Origin of the sequence: Niveibacterium sp. COAC-50, assembly GCF_013184235.1 — a bacterium.
GTDB classification, from domain to species: domain Bacteria; phylum Pseudomonadota; class Gammaproteobacteria; order Burkholderiales; family Rhodocyclaceae; genus Niveibacterium; species Niveibacterium microcysteis.
The window spans coordinates 1,276,694-1,291,651 of record NZ_JABCJM010000001.1 but is presented as its reverse complement, the minus strand read 5'-3'; the positions used below and the strand labels follow the sequence as shown (position 1 = coordinate 1,291,651).

Below are 14,958 nucleotides of genomic sequence, written 5' to 3'. Positions count from 1 at the left end.
TAGACTTGCCCCATGCCGATCCGCGTCAGCTTCGCCAACCGCTTCGAAACCCTTGAACAGATCCTGCTTGCCCGCCTTCAGGCCGAGCAGCCCGGCCCGTTCGACCGGCAGACGGTCATCGTGCCGAATACGGCCGTGCGCCGCCGTATCGAGCTCGACATGGCGGACCGTTTCGGGCTCTGCGCCCAAGTGGACTTTCCCTTCCTCGGCCAGTGGCTGTGGCAGGAGGTGGGGCAGTGGATGCCGGCGCCAGAGCGCTCACCGCTCGACACTGGCCGCCTGACATGGGCGATTCTGGTGCAATTGAACGACGGGGATTTCGTGCGCAGTCACCCCGGCGTTGCCGGCTACCTTGCCGATGCCGACGCGGTGATGCGCTTCGAACTCGCCGAGCAAGTCGCCCGCGTATTTACGGACACCGTGACCTACCGGCCCGACTGGGTGGAACAGTGGCGACTGCGTCGCCCACTGCCGCTACCCGCCGGAAACGATCGCGACACTGCCGACTGGCTGGGTGACTTGTGGCGCCGGGTGACCAGCGCATTGGGCGTCGCCGGGCAGCACCCGTTCATCCGCCTGTTGCAGGAACAACCTCAGCGCGCCGCCGCGCCGGCCGACTGCGGCCCGGTGCATATATTCGCCCTGCCCGCCCTGCCCCCGCTGCACCTTGACCTGCTGCGCGCCTTCGCGGACTACCGCGAGGTGCAGCTCTACGTGCTCAACCCCTGCCGCGAACACTGGTTCGAAATCGTACCGGCGCGCAGGCTCAGCTTTCTCGCCGCACAGGGTCGGTCCGACTTCCACGAGGTCGGCAACCGCCTGCTCGCTGCCTGGGGGCGGCAGACGCAGGGTCATATCGACCTGCTGTTCGAAAACGACGACGCCCTCGAGGAAGCCGACAGCCGGTTCAACGAAGCCCCGGCCGCCACGCTGCTGGGCCATGTGCAGAACGCCGTACTCGACCTGCAGGAACTGGGACCGGCGAGTTTCGCCCTGGAGGCGGACGACCGCAGCATCGAAGTCCACGTGTGCCATTCGCTCACCCGCCAGCTCGAAGCCTTGCAGGACCGGCTTCTGGCGCTGCTTGGCGCGGGTTCAGCCGCGCCGGGTTCGCCGATCCGGCCAAGCGATGTGCTGGTCGTGGTGCCGGATCTGGCCACCGCCGCGCCGCTGATCGACGCCGTGTTCGGCACCGCCCCGCCAGCACGCCGCATCCCCTACACCATTACCGGCCGCGGCCAGACGCGCGAGAACCTTGTCGCGAGTACGCTCGCCGCCCTACTCGATCTGCTGCCCGGCCGCTTCCCGGCCAGCGCGGTGTTCGATCTGCTGCAACTCGCACCGATTGCGGCGCGCTATCAGCTCGACGACGCGGCACTTGAAACGGTGCGCGATTGGGTCGCCAGCGCCGGCATCCGCTGGGGCCTCGACGCTCGCCAGCGCAGCGAACTGGGCCTGCCGGAACACGATGTGCACAGCTTCGCCGATGGGCTGGAGCGGCTCTTCCTCGCCTACGCGCTGGGCGACGACGCAGTGTTCGCGGGCCGAACCGGCGCCGCCAATCCCGAAGGGCAAGCCGCGCAGGCGCTCGGCCAGCTCTGGCGCTTCGTACAGGATCTGGCCGACACGCGGCTGCGCTGGCGCACGCCGCGCAGCGCCGAAGCCTGGCGCGGTGAGCTGGACGACCTGCTCGCACGCTACATCCCCCCGAGCTTCGAATGGGCGGAAGATCTGCGCACCTTGCGCGCGACGGTGGCCGAGCTACATCGGCAGATGGATGCGGCCGGCGACGCCGTACTCACGCCAGACATCGTGATCCGCGCGCTCGCTGACCTGCTCGAACAGCCTGCGCGCGGCGGGGTGCCCACTGGCGGTGTCACCTTCGCCGCGATGGCCAGCCTGCGCCCATTGCCCTACCGGGTGGTCTGCGCGCTCGGCATGGACGACGGCGCCTTCCCCGGCACCGACCGCCCGGCGGAATTTGACCTGCTCGCGCGCAACCCGCGCCGGGGCGATCGCCAGCGCCGCTTCGACGACCGCAACCTGTTCCTCGACCTGCTGCTCAGCGCGCGGGATCACTTCATCCTCGCCTACACCGGCCGCAGCCTGCGCGACAACGCCGCGTTGCCGCCCTCGGTACTCGTGGCGGAACTGCTCGATGCGCTCGCCGAGCTGACCGCGACCGATACCTCGCCAGAAGCCATCGCCGCTGCGCGCGCCCGGCTCTTGGTGGAACACCCGCTGCAACCCTTCGCGCTGGATCTCTTCCTGCCCGGCGCCGACCCCCGCCTGCACAGCCACAACGCAGAACTCTGCGACGCGCTGCGCGCTGGCCTCGCCGACGCACAGCGCGCGCCCGAGGCGCCGCTCGGGCCTCCGTCCTCCGATCCGGACGATGAGCGCGAGGCGCAGGACGAAACCAGCACGGCCCCGCCCTTCTTCACCACCCCACTCGCCATCGACGCCTCACTGCGAGACGTGCCGCTGGACCGCTTCATCCGCTTCTTCCGCAACCCATCGCGTGCGCTGTTGCGCCAGCGGCTTGGCATTCAGCTCGCCAAGGGTGAAGACGCGCTGGCGGATGAGGAACCCTTCGTCGCCGACTACGAAGGCATCCGCGCCCTCTTCCAGCGCCTGGAGGCTGACGTACTTGCCGGCAGTTCGATTGATCAACTGCGCGCCCGCGTCGCAGCGGGTAACGAATACCCGCACGGCGCCCTGGGCAACGTGCAGCGGGCCGATGTGGTGGCGCAGCTCGCCGCCTTTTCGCAGAAGCTGCAACCACTGCGCAACGAAGCGGCGCTGGCGCCGGTGCCCATCGCGCTGAACTTCGATCTGGCCGGCGAGACATGGCGCCTGAGCGGCAACCTCGCCGGGCTGCGCGCGAGCGGTCAGTACCGTTACCGACTCGACGCCCTGCGCGCGGCCGACCGCGTCGAGGCGATCCTGCATCACCTGGTACTCTGTGCCGCGGCGCCGAGCGGCGTGGTCGCAAGCACGCAGCACCTTGCCAGCGACGAGACGCTGACGCTGGCGCCACTAGCCCCCGCCACCGCGCTCGCCCACCTGCAAAGCCTGCTTGGCTGGTATCGCCTCGGCCAGACACGGCCGCTGCACTTCTACCCGAAGAGTGCCTGGGCCTATGTGGAGAGCGGACAACGCCTCTCCGAAGCCCGAAAGAAGTGGGACAGCGCGATGTTCGCCGGTGAGAATGAAGACCCCCACTACCAGCTCGCGCTGCGCGGCGTCGCCGATCCGCTCGACGCGGAATTCGAGCAAGTCGCGCTGGATGTGTTCGGCCTGCTGATCACCGACGCGGAGCGCACGGCATGAGCAGGCTGCGCGATCTCGACGTCTTCGCCTGCCCGCTGTCCGGCATCAGCCTGATCGAAGCCTCGGCCGGCACCGGCAAGACCTGGAACATCTGCGGCCTGTATCTGCGGCTCCTGCTCGAACACGGCCTGCCGGTCGAGCGGATTCTGGTCGTCACCTTCACAAAGGCCGCCACCGCAGAACTGCGCGAGCGGATCCGCCAGCGCATCGTCGAAACGCTTGCCCACCTCGACGGCCGCGGCAGCGCGGGCGACCCCTTCGTGCCGCAGTTGCTCACCGCGGTGCGTGCAAGCGGTGTCGCGGACGAGGCACGCCTGCGCAGCCAGCTCGAACTGGCCCTGCAGACCTTCGACGAAGCGGCGATCTTCACGATCCACGGCTTCTGCCAGCGTGCGCTGGCAGATACCCCTTTCGCGGCGGGCCTGCCGTTCAAGCTCGATGTCACCCCCGACGACCATGCGCTGATCCGCGAAGCGGTGGCCGATTTCTGGCGGCGCGAAGTCGCCATCGACACCCTGCCGCCCTCCCTTGCTGGATGGCTGCTGTTGCGCAAGGACACGCCGGACACCTGGGCCAAGCTGTTGCGCGAATCGCTCGCGCGCCCGCTGGCGAAGGTTGAATGGCCCGCGGCGCCCGAAGACGCACCGTCGCCCGATACGCTCCGGCAACTGTTCGACGAAGCGCGGGCCGCATTTGCAGCGAACCCGCCGCCAGCCGAAGTCCTCAAACAAGCCGCCGCCGCGAAGGATCTCAACGCAGCGTCGTACAAGCCGCATCTGATCGACGCCAGTGCGGCCGAGTGGGAAGCGTGGTTCGACAGCGGCGACGAACTGAGCACCGTCGTCGCGCCGTCGAGCGACAAATCGCCGCTGCGTCTGATGCGCGCTGGCTTCATCGCAGGCAAGCTCAACAAGAACCGCACCGCGCCAGAACACGCGTTCTTCGACGCGGCCGAGGCGCTGGTCGCCGCCCGGAACAGTGCCGAACAGGCGCTCGAACATGCGCGCCTTGGGCTGATTCGCCGCATGCTCACCACCGCGGGCGAATCCCTGCGTGCCGCGAAGCGGCGTGCGCGGGTGGTGGCCTACGACGACATGCTCGCCAACCTGCACCGCGCGCTCACCTCCGGCGCGAACCCGTGGCTCGCCGCCGCGCTGCGCGAGCACTACCCCGCCGCGCTGATCGACGAATTTCAGGATACCGACCCGGTGCAGTTCGAAGTGTTCTCGAAGATCTATGCCGGCGATCCGGCGGGGCCGCTGTTCCTCGTGGGCGACCCGAAGCAGGCAATCTACAGCTTCCGCAACGCCGATCTGCACACCTACCTTGCCGCCGGCGACGCGGCCCAGCATCGCTACACGCTGCGCGAGAACCAGCGCTCCACCGGCCCGCTGATCAACGCGCTCAACACGCTGTTCAACGCCAACCCCGGCGCCTTCGTGCTGCCCAAGCTGGGCTACGAAACCGTGCGGGTCGGCGCCAAGCCGCGCCCGGTCTTCAGCGACGAGAGCGGAACGCCCAACGCGGCACTGCACCTGTGGCAACTGCCGCTCGGCGAAGCCGGCGGTGCAATGCTGCGCAGCGCGGCGATGACTCAGGTGCCCGCGGCCTGCGCCAGCGAAATCGCGCGACTGCTCGCTGCCGGCCAGCGCGGCGAGATCCGCATCGGCGGCCGCCCGCTCGCTGCGGCGGACATTGCGGTGCTGGTGCGCAGCCACAAGCAGGCCGCGCTGATCAAAGCCGCACTGGCGCAGGTCGGCGTCGCCAGTGTCGAGATCTCACAGTCCGACGTGTTCCAGACGCTGGAAGCCACCGAGCTCGCCCGCGTGTTGCACGCGGTGCGCGAGCCTGCGCGCGTGGGCCTGCTGCGCGCAGCACTCGCCACCACGCTGATGGGCGAAACCGCCGAAGCGCTCGCTGCACTGGATCACAACGAAGCGCGCCTGCAAGCGCAGGTCACCCGCTTCGCCGAATGGCGCGAATTGTGGAACCACCGTGGCATCGGCATGATGTTGCGCCGCTGGCTGGCTGGCGACGACGCCAAGCAAAGCGTAGTCGCCCGCATGCTCGCAGCCGGCGACGGCGAACGCCGGCTCACGAACCTGCTTCATCTCGCAGAGTTGCTGCAGCAAGCCAGCGATACCCATCGCTCGCCCGAGGCGCAGATGCGCTGGTTTGCCGACCAGTTGCAGGCCGATCGCCATGAAGAGGTTGCACAGTTGCGCCTGGAATCTGACCGCAAGCTGGTGCAGATCGTCACGATCCACAAGTCCAAAGGGCTGGAATACCCGATCACCTTCACGCCCTTCCTGTGGGACGGCCACCGCCGCAGCGATGCCAGCGGCGACGCGGTCGAATACCACGACGCGAACGGCCGCATCGTGCTCGACTACCGCCCCGAAGCCGGCGACGACGACACGATCAAGCAGGCCCGCAAACGCGAACGCGCCGCCGAAGACGTGCGGCTCGCCTACGTCGCGCTGACCCGCGCGGTGTTCCGCAGCTACGTCGTCGTCGGCAACTACCTCAAGCCCGCCGGCAAGAGCGTCAGCACCAAGGAATCGGCGCGCAGCGTGCTGAACTGGATCGCCGCCGGCGCTGGCAGCGATCAGCAGGTGTGGGACGCTGGCGAGGCGACTGCCGCGGAGATCGACGCCGCATGGCAGCGCATTGCCGAAGCCGCCGCTGGCGACATCGCGCTGACACCGCTGCCCGTTGGGGCTGCAATCCCGCTCGACCTTACCGCGCCGCCGCTCGACCAGCTCACCGCCCTGCCTGCGCCCGCGCACATTCCGGACGCCTGGAAGATCGGCAGCTTCAGCCGCCTCGTGCAAGGCGCGCACAGTGCCCACGGTGCCGAGCAGGACCATGACGCCCTCGCCGCGCCGCGCCCGCTCGGCCCGACGCCGGCGAGCATCCCGCCCGAGGACGTGCTGCACTTCCCGCGTGGCGCATCGGCCGGCGACTGCATGCACGCAGCCTTCGAGCGAGCCGATTTCACCGACCCGGCGAGCTGGGACGCCGCCGCCCGCGCCGCGCTGCGTGATCACCCGCAACGCGGCATCGAAGGCAGCCGTGGCGAGCTGGCGCGTCAGGTGGCCCAACTCACCGGCCTGATCCGCGACGTCGTCAGCACACCGCTGCCAGCCGGCCTGCGCCTGACGGAGCTACCGATAAAGCGGCGACTCATCGAAATGGGCTTCAACCTGCCGGCGTCGACCTTGAACGCCGCGCGCCTCAACGCCTGGCTCGCCGAGCGTGGCTACCGCATGCCGCCGCTAGGCTTCCAGAGCCTGCACGGCTACCTCTCCGGCTTCATCGATCTGGTGTTTGAACACGAAGGCCGTTACTGGGTGCTGGACTGGAAATCCAACATGCTCGGCTTCAACGCCGACGACTACCGCGGCGAAGCGCTGGCCGACGCGATGGCCGCGCACGGCTACCACCTGCAATACCTGCTCTACCTCGTCGCGCTGCACCGTCACTTGAAGCTACGGCTGCCGCACTACGACTACGACAGTCACATCGGGGGGGCGCTCTATTTGTTTGTCCGGGGCGTACGGCCGGGGTGGTTGGCGGAGGACGGCGCTCAGGCCGGGGTGTATTTCCGGCGGCCGAGTCGCGCGGATATTGAAGCGTTGGATGCTTTGATTGCGGGTGGTGGTGATGGCGGAGTTTTGACCTTATGACCGGCCACGCACTGACGCTTCGCGAAGCGGCTAGCGACACGGTCGTAGGTTGCGCTGAGCTTTGCGAAGCCCAACGTTGCTGTGTTTGCGGCTTGCGATCGGCCGTGTTGCGCGGCGATGGTGTGTCCGCTGAAGCCGGGTCCCGGCCCGGCGGCCGGGGTACTTTCTTTGCGCGAACAAAGAAAGTACCCAAAGAAAATCGCCCCGCTTCAACGCCCCGCCTGTGGCGGGGTACCCTGCGCTGCTCCCGTCGCCGGGGGCCTGCGGAACTCGCCCTCGCTTCGCTCGGTGCTCGAACAGTCCTCGGCCCCGCCGTGCTGCGCACGTCGGAACCCGGCAACGCTGCGCTGCTCGGCGTTTCAGAGGGCGATGGAAAGGCGTCGACGATTGACCGTTTCCTTGTTTCCGTAGCCCGAACACAGGGCGAAGGCCGGAATCCGGGAGGTGCGGTTGCACCGTTGACGGCAGCAGCCACAGATTCCGCTCCGCTCCAGCCCGGCTACGAACAACCCGGCCGCGTCGATCAACCGATGGTTTTGACTTTGGGTCCCGTCGAGAGCGCCGAGTGGCGCAGCGGGGTCGGGGAATCGGCGCGGAGCGCCGACGGCGAGGACTGTCTGAGGCCCGCAGGGCCGAGTTCCGCAGCCGCCCGATTTCGCGAGCACGCGAGGGAAGTCAGGCGCTTGCGCCTGACCGCGAACGCCGGGTGCCCTTCTCTTTGGTTCCTTTCTCTTGGGCAAGCAAGAGAAAGGAACCCGGCCGCCGGGACGGACTCCCGGCCAACGCACGCCAGCAAATCACCAACACCCATCGCAAGCCGCATCCCACGATCAGGCACCCGAAATGCGGACTTCGCGCTACTCAGCCCAAGCCCCACGGCTGGCTCCAATCCTCAGCCAAAACAATGACTCACCCACACGCAATCCAAATGGCACCAAAGAGCCCCGTCGGCCCCAGCAAACGACCCCGGCGCTTTGCCGCGCTGCTACTCGCCACCACCCTGCTCAGCGCCTGCAGCGACCCGGCGAAGGAACAGGGCAAGGCTGCATTGGCGTACTGGGAGAACAAATGCGAGACCGTGGCCGGTGAAAAGATATACCGCAAGGTCGAAGGCGTGGAGGGGGTCTTGCTGCTCAAGGTTCGGCCCAGGGCCGCGGACCCGGAGTGGTACGACCGCAACTTTCCCGGCGCGGCGTTTGCCAAAGAAGCCACCAGCAACGAGTACATCGAGACTTTTCTGGGCTACGAGCATTCGCCGTCGCCAACGGGAGAGCCCGTATCCCCCACACGTCGCGGTTTTATCACCACCGACTTCAACAGCAGCGACCCCTCAAACAAACCCGGCTACCGCTACGTCGACGTAGTCGACGAGAAGGACGGAAAACGTTACCGCTATACACTCCGCCGGGAGCGCGATCTCAGCGCAAAGACGGAGTGGTGGAACGTATTCCTTGACCGAGTTCCAGCTGCCGACCCCGCGCCACGCTATGCCGTGACCTATGAAGACCACGTGATCCCTGAAGAGCGGGCGATGGGTGTGGCCAGCACCACCCTCAAAGTCATCGACACCCAGACCAATGAAGTGATGGGTGAGCTCACGCGCTATGCAATCGCGGGCGGTTTTGAGCAACACACGGTTTCCCCGCCTTGGTTGAATGCCTATCGCTGTCCGAACCAGTCCGTTGGCACCGAGGCGGCAACCCGCAAATTTGTCGACCAAGTTCTGATTCCGGCACCGGAGCCGGGCCGATGAACCCGTCCCCTCTCCCCGACGGCTTCGCCCACCACATCACCCGCTGGGCGCAGCGCGCCGGCGCCAGCGAGCCCGCCGTCGCCCTCGCCGACGCGGCCGCGCGGCTGGTGTCGGCCGCCACCGCCGACGGCCATGTCTGCGCCCATGTAGATGCGCTGCCGCCGCCGTGGCAGGCGATGCCACCCGATGAGCTGCACGCCGCGCTGCTGGCGACCAGCGTGGTGGCGGACGACGCCTCCGCCGAGCCAGCGCCCCTGTTCGCCGATGGCAGCGGCCGCCTGTACCTGTGGCGTTACCACGACTACGAGCGCCGCCTCGCGAGCGCCTTGCATGCACTGGCGCAGCCGTTTGCGCTGGCCGATGCCGACATCGCCCGCCTGCGCGCCCAGCTCGACCAGCTCTTCCCAGCCGACGCACAACGCAGCGGGCCGGACCGGCAGAAGCTGGCCGCGGCACTTGCGCTGCAAGGTGGGCTGACGGTGATTTCCGGCGGGCCGGGCACCGGGAAGACGCACACCGTGGTCGGGTTGCTCGCAGCACTCTTGACGCTGCAACCAGACACACGAGTCGCGCTCGCGGCGCCCACCGGCAAGGCCGCCGCGCGGATGATGGACACCCTGCGCCGCCGCACCGCGGACCTGCCCTCGGCGATCCGTGAACGCTTGCCGACCGAGGCGTGGACGATCCACCGCCTGCTGGGTGTCACCAGCGAGGCCGGGCGCTTCCGTCACCATCGCGACAACCCGCTGCCGATCGATGCCTTGGTGGTGGACGAAGCCTCGATGCTGGATCTGGCGCTGGCGACGCGGCTGGTCGAAGCGATGCCTACCGGCGCACGGCTGATTCTGCTCGGCGACAAGGATCAGCTTGCCGCGGTGGAGGCCGGCGCCGTGTTTGCCGAGCTCTCTGCCGGGCAGCGCTTCAGCGATCGGCGCGCGGCCGAACTCGCGACCCTTGTCGGCGGTGAGCCCGACGCCCTTCGCGACATCGCCAGCGGCGTTGCACCGCTGCCGGACTCGGTGGTGTGGCTGACCGAAAGCCGCCGCTTCCGCGCGGACTCCGGCATTGGCCGGCTCGCATCAGACATCAACGCCGGCCGCGGTGTGGAGGCTCTGGCCTGGATGCAGGCGGGCACCGACCAGTCGGTGCGCTGGATCGATGACGCAGGCGACGCGCCCAGCGCGGCGAGCCTGGCGGCCGTGCTTGCAGGCTATGCGCCCTACTTCGAGGCGCTGCTTGACAAGGCGGCTGGTCATGACCCGGCCGCGTTGATGCGCGCGCTCGATCGCTTCCGCGTGCTGTGCGCGGTGCAGGCGGGGCCGCGCGGCGTGATGGCGACCAACGAATTCGTTGCACAACGCGTGCGCCGGCTGACCACACCGGCCAGCAGCAGCCCGTGGTACCGAGGCCGTGCGGTGATGATCCTGCGCAACGACTATGCGCTGCGGGTGTTCAATGGCGACATCGGCCTCTGTGTGGCGGGGCCGGACGGCGAGCTGGCCGTCGCCTTCCCCGATAGCGATGGCACCTGGCGTCGGCTGACGCCCAGCCGCCTGCCCGAACACACCGATGCGTTCGCGATGACGGTGCACAAGTCACAGGGGTCGGAGTTCGAGCGCGTGCATCTGCTGCTGCCGGGCAGCGCCGCAGCAGTAATGACGCGCGAGCTGGCCTACACCGCCGTCACGCGGGCCGCATCGGCCGTCGAAATCTCCGGGAATGGCGAAGTCTTCATCGCCGCCTGCGCCCAGCCGACACGACGGCGGAGCGGACTGGGGCGGCAGTTGATGCAAGGCTCACGCTGACGCGCGGCAGCGCCAGCCAGGCAGATCGCGCCTACCTGGCTGGTGCCAGTTGCCCAACTGGGCGCCGCGTTCAGGCCATCCGCTTCGCAAACTCGTCGATCAAGGCATGCAGGGTCGCGAGGTTGGTGGCGCGGGCGAGTATGTCGTCCGACACCTTGGTTGCCTCCCCGGCGCTGAGCTTGCCGCGTGCGATGGCCCAGATGATGCGAGGCGTCATCAGGCGGTGCAGATCGTTGAGCGCGAGATCCGGATTCGGCTTGCCTTCCCGCGGGAAATCGCTGTCGTACGGCGGCGTCAGCTCCGGCGCGTCGGTGCGCGGTGTCGTGCGCTGGAACACGGCTTCGAAGGTCGGCGCGCGGTCGGTTCGGTCTCCCAGTGCCCAGGTGGTCTTCGGAATGCCGTACCAGTGCAGCAACGTGGCAAGGATCGAGGTGGCGTCGTAATGAACTGGCGTGGATGAACGGAAGACCGTTTTCTCCTTGATCCACGGTGACACCAGGATGGTCGGCACGCGCACGCCCATCATGTCGAAGCGGTAGCCATCCACGATGTCGTTCGGCCACGGGTTCTCGGCATACGGCGGCGCCACATGGTCGTAGATGCCGCCGTGCTCGTCGAAGGTGATGACAAACAGCGTCTCGTTCCACGCTGGCCCTGCCTTCATCGCGTTGAACAATTCGTTCAGCGCCTGTTCGCCAGGAATCACATCCGGCCCCGGGTGGTAGGACGTTGTGCCAGCCGAGCCGACCCAGACCGGCTCCAGGAAGCTGAACGCAGGCAGTTTGCCTGCACGCGCATCGTCCTTGAACTGCTCGATGCTCGCGATGTGCGCCGAGGGGTTCGCGTCCACCGAGGGAATCTGCCCCTGAAGATACAGGTGGTAGGTATGGACGAAGCCCATCCACTCGATCGAGTTGTAGATCTTCCAGTCGGTGTAGCCGTTGGTCCACAGCACCTTCCAGATCGACTGGCGATGCCACGTATCCGGCCAGTCGACGTACTGCGCACCATTCTGGAAGTTGTTGAGTTGACCGAGTGCGGAGCCGGAGAAGGCGAATGCACGGTTCGAATCGGTCGCGCCCGGCATCGAGCTGAACCAGGCGTCGGACACGGCGTAGTGCTTGGCGAGCCCGTTGAGCACCGGCAGTTGCGTCGGGCTGTAGGTCAGCATCACCGAATCGGATGCGTTGTTCCACACGAAGCCGCCCATGTCCGGCGTGGCGCGCTCGGCGTAGCCGTGGGGGTTCTTGTAGAAGTACTGGCGCATCACGTCGGAATGGTCGTGATACGGATCCACGGTAAGGAAGTCGAGCGACCAGTCATCGCTGAGCTTGCCGTCCTTGTACTGGCTCAGATAGACCTTGCGTTCGGCGCCCTTGTCGTCGGTGCCGAAGTTGAACATTTCCGTGCTCGCACCGTCGAAGGGCGCATCGTTGCCGACAAAGTGGATGCCGGCTTCGCCCTTCTCGTACAGCCAGCCGCAGACATGGTCGAAGGAGCGGTTCTCAAGCATCAGGTACACGACATGCTTGATCTTGTCGCGCATGAAGTCGACGGTGCCCGGCACCGCCTTGCGCTGTTCGCAAACGGGCCGCAGTGACTGGATCGCCGTCAGCGTCGTATGCGCATCGAAGTCCGCCGGCAGCACGCCGCTGCGAACCGGCCCGGTGAGCGGATTGGCCGAGCGCGAATCAAATCGCCACAGGCGGTAGCTGCGATCGGCAGGCACCCAATCGAGCACATGTTCGCCGATTGCAACCAGTTGATGACTGGCGTCGATGTCCGCCCAGCGGCCATGCTGGATGCTCGGGCGTGCCAGCGGGAATTCGTTGCCCGGATCGAAGCTCCAGACCCAGTAGTCGCCCGTCTCGGCCACGCGATCAAGTACATAGTTGCCGAACGGAATCAGCTCATGGCCGGCCGCAATGGAATCAAAAGCACCTTGCGGTGAGTAAGGCTTGGGAAGCGGATCGGATTGGCACGGCGCGACCGGATTGGGGTCGAAGTTCCACAGCTGGAAAGTGCCGCGCCCTGCTTGCGGAATCAGGTTGAGGACGAAGCCGCCCATCGGCACGAGCATCAGATTCTTGCCGGAGTCGAAACTCTTCGCGGCGCCGTTGGGGTTGCCGAAATCCGGCCGCGACCACCAGAACTTGGACTTCGGCCACAGCCCCTTCTGCACTGGCGCGCCGGCGAGCGGGTCGTCGCTGGCGGGATCGAACTCGAACAGCCGGTACGGGAAGCTTGCCTGATAGGCCTCCAGCGCCACCGGCCCCCATTCGAGCAGATAGCGCCCGATCGACAGGATCTGATGGCTGCGATCGAACTTGGCGTCCGGCTTCAGCGGCATGCGTTGCAGCAGATCGGGCCCATCCAAATTGATGCGCCACATCGCGTAGGCATCGTCTGTGTCCGAACGGCTGATCAGGTAGTCGTGCGAAACGGGCACGGCTGGGCTGTGCGTGGTCATCGTGATTCTCCGCAGGGGGCCGCGCGCGTTGCACAGCCGTGTTGTTATGGTGTCGCGCACTCGCGGCGCGATCCGTTTCAGCTTAGCAGGCGCTTAAGGCGTCGACGTGTTTTCGCACCACATTCCGCACGTGAAAAATACCTGGACTGTTGGGCCCAATCCCGATCGGGTGCGTCAAGTCACCCGACGCCCTTTCAATCGCCGACGTGGGCGGCCTGGTCAAATGCGGGCAAGGAAACCGACGTGCTAACCTCGACCTGACTGTGTCTGCCTTGCGGAGGATGAGGGGTGTTCTGGTATTTCGGCTACGGATCGAACATGGATCTGCGCTCGCTGCGCGCCAAGGGTGTGGAGCCCCGCGAATCGATGCGCGCCGTGCTGCGGGGCTGGCGGCTCCGGTTCAACGTGCACCACTTCTTCCGCCACGAAGGCGGCGTTGGCAATATCGAGCCGAGCACCCACCCCGCAGACCATGTCTGGGGTGTGCTTCATCTGTGTGAGCCGCAGCACCTTGCGCTGCTTGACGCCGCGGAAGCCTACGGGCACGGCTACGACCGCATCACGGTGCAGCTAGAAACAGAACGGGGCCTGCAGGCCGCCACTGCTTATGTCGGCATCCCCTCATTCATCGACGAACAATGCCGGCCCACGCAGCGCTACCTGAACATTCTGCTCAAAGGCGCGGAGGCATCACAACTCGACCCCGACTACATCGCCGCGCTGCGCGCCACGCCGGTGCACGTCAAGAAGCCGGTTGCCCCCTTCGTGCCCCCGGCTGGAGACTATCCAGACTTCGATGCGGCGAGCCTTGCCAACCACCCGCTCTACACCGCGCTGGCCGGCTCGGTGTTCGACATGTCGGGTGCCCGCTGGCAGCACGACTTCCTGAAGGGCTTCTTCGGTGGGCGCGACATGACGCTCTTCCACCTCAAGCGGCTCGATCACTCCGACGGCAGCGAGACGCTGGACGACATCCGCCACAACCGCCTGACGCCCGCACAGCGCGCCTACCTCGACGAATACCTGCACGCCTACAGCGACGAGTACGAATACGTCGGTCGCTACCATTACGACTGAGGCATCGGCGCGCCGCCACTTGATTACGGCGTGTTTTGCGATTGCGGCAGTTCGTGCTGCGAAGTACCCTGTAGCCCCTGACAATCGCGAGGTTTTTTGCCATGGATCAATACGCACCACCCCTGCCGCACGGCCCGCTGGAAGAGGTGTTCCCCGACGTCTTCTTCGTCACCGGCACGATGAAGACCGAGCTGATGAACGCCCACTGGCACTTCAGCCGCAACATGACGGTGGTGCGCGATGGCGACGAACTCACGCTGATCAACTCCGTGCGGCTTGACGACGCGGGTCTGGCACAGCTCGAAGCCCTCGGGCGCGTGGTCAATCTCGTGAAGATCGGTTCGCTGCATGGCCGCGACGATGCGTTCTACAAGGCACGTTACGGCGCGCGCTTCTGGGCCCTGCCCGGCATGCAGCACGAAGGCGGCCTGACGGCGGACGTCGACCTCGTGCCGGGCGGTGAAGTGCCCTTCAAGGGCTGCAGCGTCTTCGAATTCAAAACCACAAAACTGCCGGAAGCGATCCTGCACATCGACCGCGCGGGCGGCATCCTGGTCGCCTGCGACGCGTTGCAGAACTGGGTGCAGCCCGACGACTTCTTCTCGAACGAGTCGCGCGACATGATGGCCGGCATGGGCTTCTTCCAGCGGGCGAACTTCGGCCCGGTGTGGATGCAGGTCAGCGAGCCGAAGGGCGACGACTTCTCGCGCCTGCGCGAACTCAGCTTCAAGCATGCGCTGTGCGGCCATGGCGAGCCGCTGCGCGACATCGCAGCGGAAGCCTACGGCGCGCGTATTGCGCAGGTCTTTGCGGGCTAAGGCTCGCAACTCA

Annotated in this window: 7 protein-coding genes; 6 read left to right on the top strand and 1 reads right to left on the bottom strand. The window is 66.8% G+C overall.

Annotated elements, in window-relative coordinates; translation table 11 throughout:
- Window positions 1-12 precede the first annotated feature (12 nt).
- The 4 genes from recC (at window position 13) to recD (ending at window position 10,580) form a co-directional block, all read left to right on the top strand.
- Window positions 13-3,333, top strand: coding sequence for an exodeoxyribonuclease V subunit gamma (gene recC, locus HH302_RS05745; RefSeq protein ID WP_172199423.1), 3,321 nt, complete (start codon window positions 13-15; stop codon window positions 3,331-3,333).
- Window positions 3,330-7,022 (top strand): exodeoxyribonuclease V subunit beta, encoded by a 3,693-nt coding sequence (gene recB, locus HH302_RS05740; RefSeq protein ID WP_172199420.1) that lies wholly within the window; start codon window positions 3,330-3,332, stop codon window positions 7,020-7,022. The genes recC and recB overlap by 4 nt, the downstream gene beginning before the upstream one ends.
- Before the next feature lie 928 nt (window positions 7,023-7,950).
- Window positions 7,951-8,775 carry a hypothetical protein gene (locus HH302_RS05735; protein ID WP_172199417.1) on the top strand — a complete coding sequence of 275 codons (825 nt, stop codon included), beginning with the start codon at window positions 7,951-7,953 and terminating at the stop codon, window positions 8,773-8,775.
- A complete protein-coding gene (recD, locus tag HH302_RS05730; protein ID WP_216661759.1) occupies window positions 8,772-10,580 on the top strand; it encodes an exodeoxyribonuclease V subunit alpha in 1,809 nt (602 codons plus the stop codon). Before HH302_RS05735 ends, recD begins: the two co-directional genes overlap by 4 nt.
- A gap of 70 nt (window positions 10,581-10,650) precedes the next feature.
- On the opposite strand, the gene HH302_RS05725 is transcribed toward recD, so the two are convergent.
- The gene (locus HH302_RS05725) at window positions 10,651-13,050 is read right to left on the bottom strand and encodes an alkaline phosphatase family protein (RefSeq protein WP_172199414.1); all 2,400 of its coding nucleotides are present in this window, start codon (window positions 13,048-13,050) and stop codon (window positions 10,651-10,653) included.
- Window positions 13,051-13,338: 288 nt separating this feature from the next.
- Between HH302_RS05725 and HH302_RS05720 the strand changes: the two genes are divergently transcribed.
- Both HH302_RS05720 and HH302_RS05715 read left to right on the top strand, forming a co-directional pair.
- On the top strand, window positions 13,339-14,127 hold the full coding sequence (locus HH302_RS05720) for a gamma-glutamylcyclotransferase family protein (protein ID WP_172199412.1): 789 nt from the start codon (window positions 13,339-13,341) through the stop codon (window positions 14,125-14,127).
- 101 nt (window positions 14,128-14,228) lie between these two features.
- Window positions 14,229-14,945: a hypothetical protein gene (locus HH302_RS05715; protein WP_172199409.1), complete on the top strand. Its 717-nt coding sequence runs from the start codon at window positions 14,229-14,231 to the stop codon at window positions 14,943-14,945.
- Window positions 14,946-14,958 lie beyond the last annotated feature (13 nt).

Coding starts and splice junctions, on each gene's coding strand:
- HH302_RS05725 (WP_172199414.1), bottom strand. CDS start 13,050: ATGACCACGCACAGCCCAGCCGTGCCCGTTTCGCACGACTACCTGATC.
- recC (WP_172199423.1), top strand. CDS start 13: ATGCCGATCCGCGTCAGCTTCGCCAACCGCTTCGAAACCCTTGAACAG.
- recB (WP_172199420.1), top strand. CDS start 3,330: ATGAGCAGGCTGCGCGATCTCGACGTCTTCGCCTGCCCGCTGTCCGGC.
- HH302_RS05735 (WP_172199417.1), top strand. CDS start 7,951: ATGGCACCAAAGAGCCCCGTCGGCCCCAGCAAACGACCCCGGCGCTTT.
- HH302_RS05715 (WP_172199409.1), top strand. CDS start 14,229: ATGGATCAATACGCACCACCCCTGCCGCACGGCCCGCTGGAAGAGGTG.
- recD (WP_216661759.1), top strand. CDS start 8,772: ATGAACCCGTCCCCTCTCCCCGACGGCTTCGCCCACCACATCACCCGC.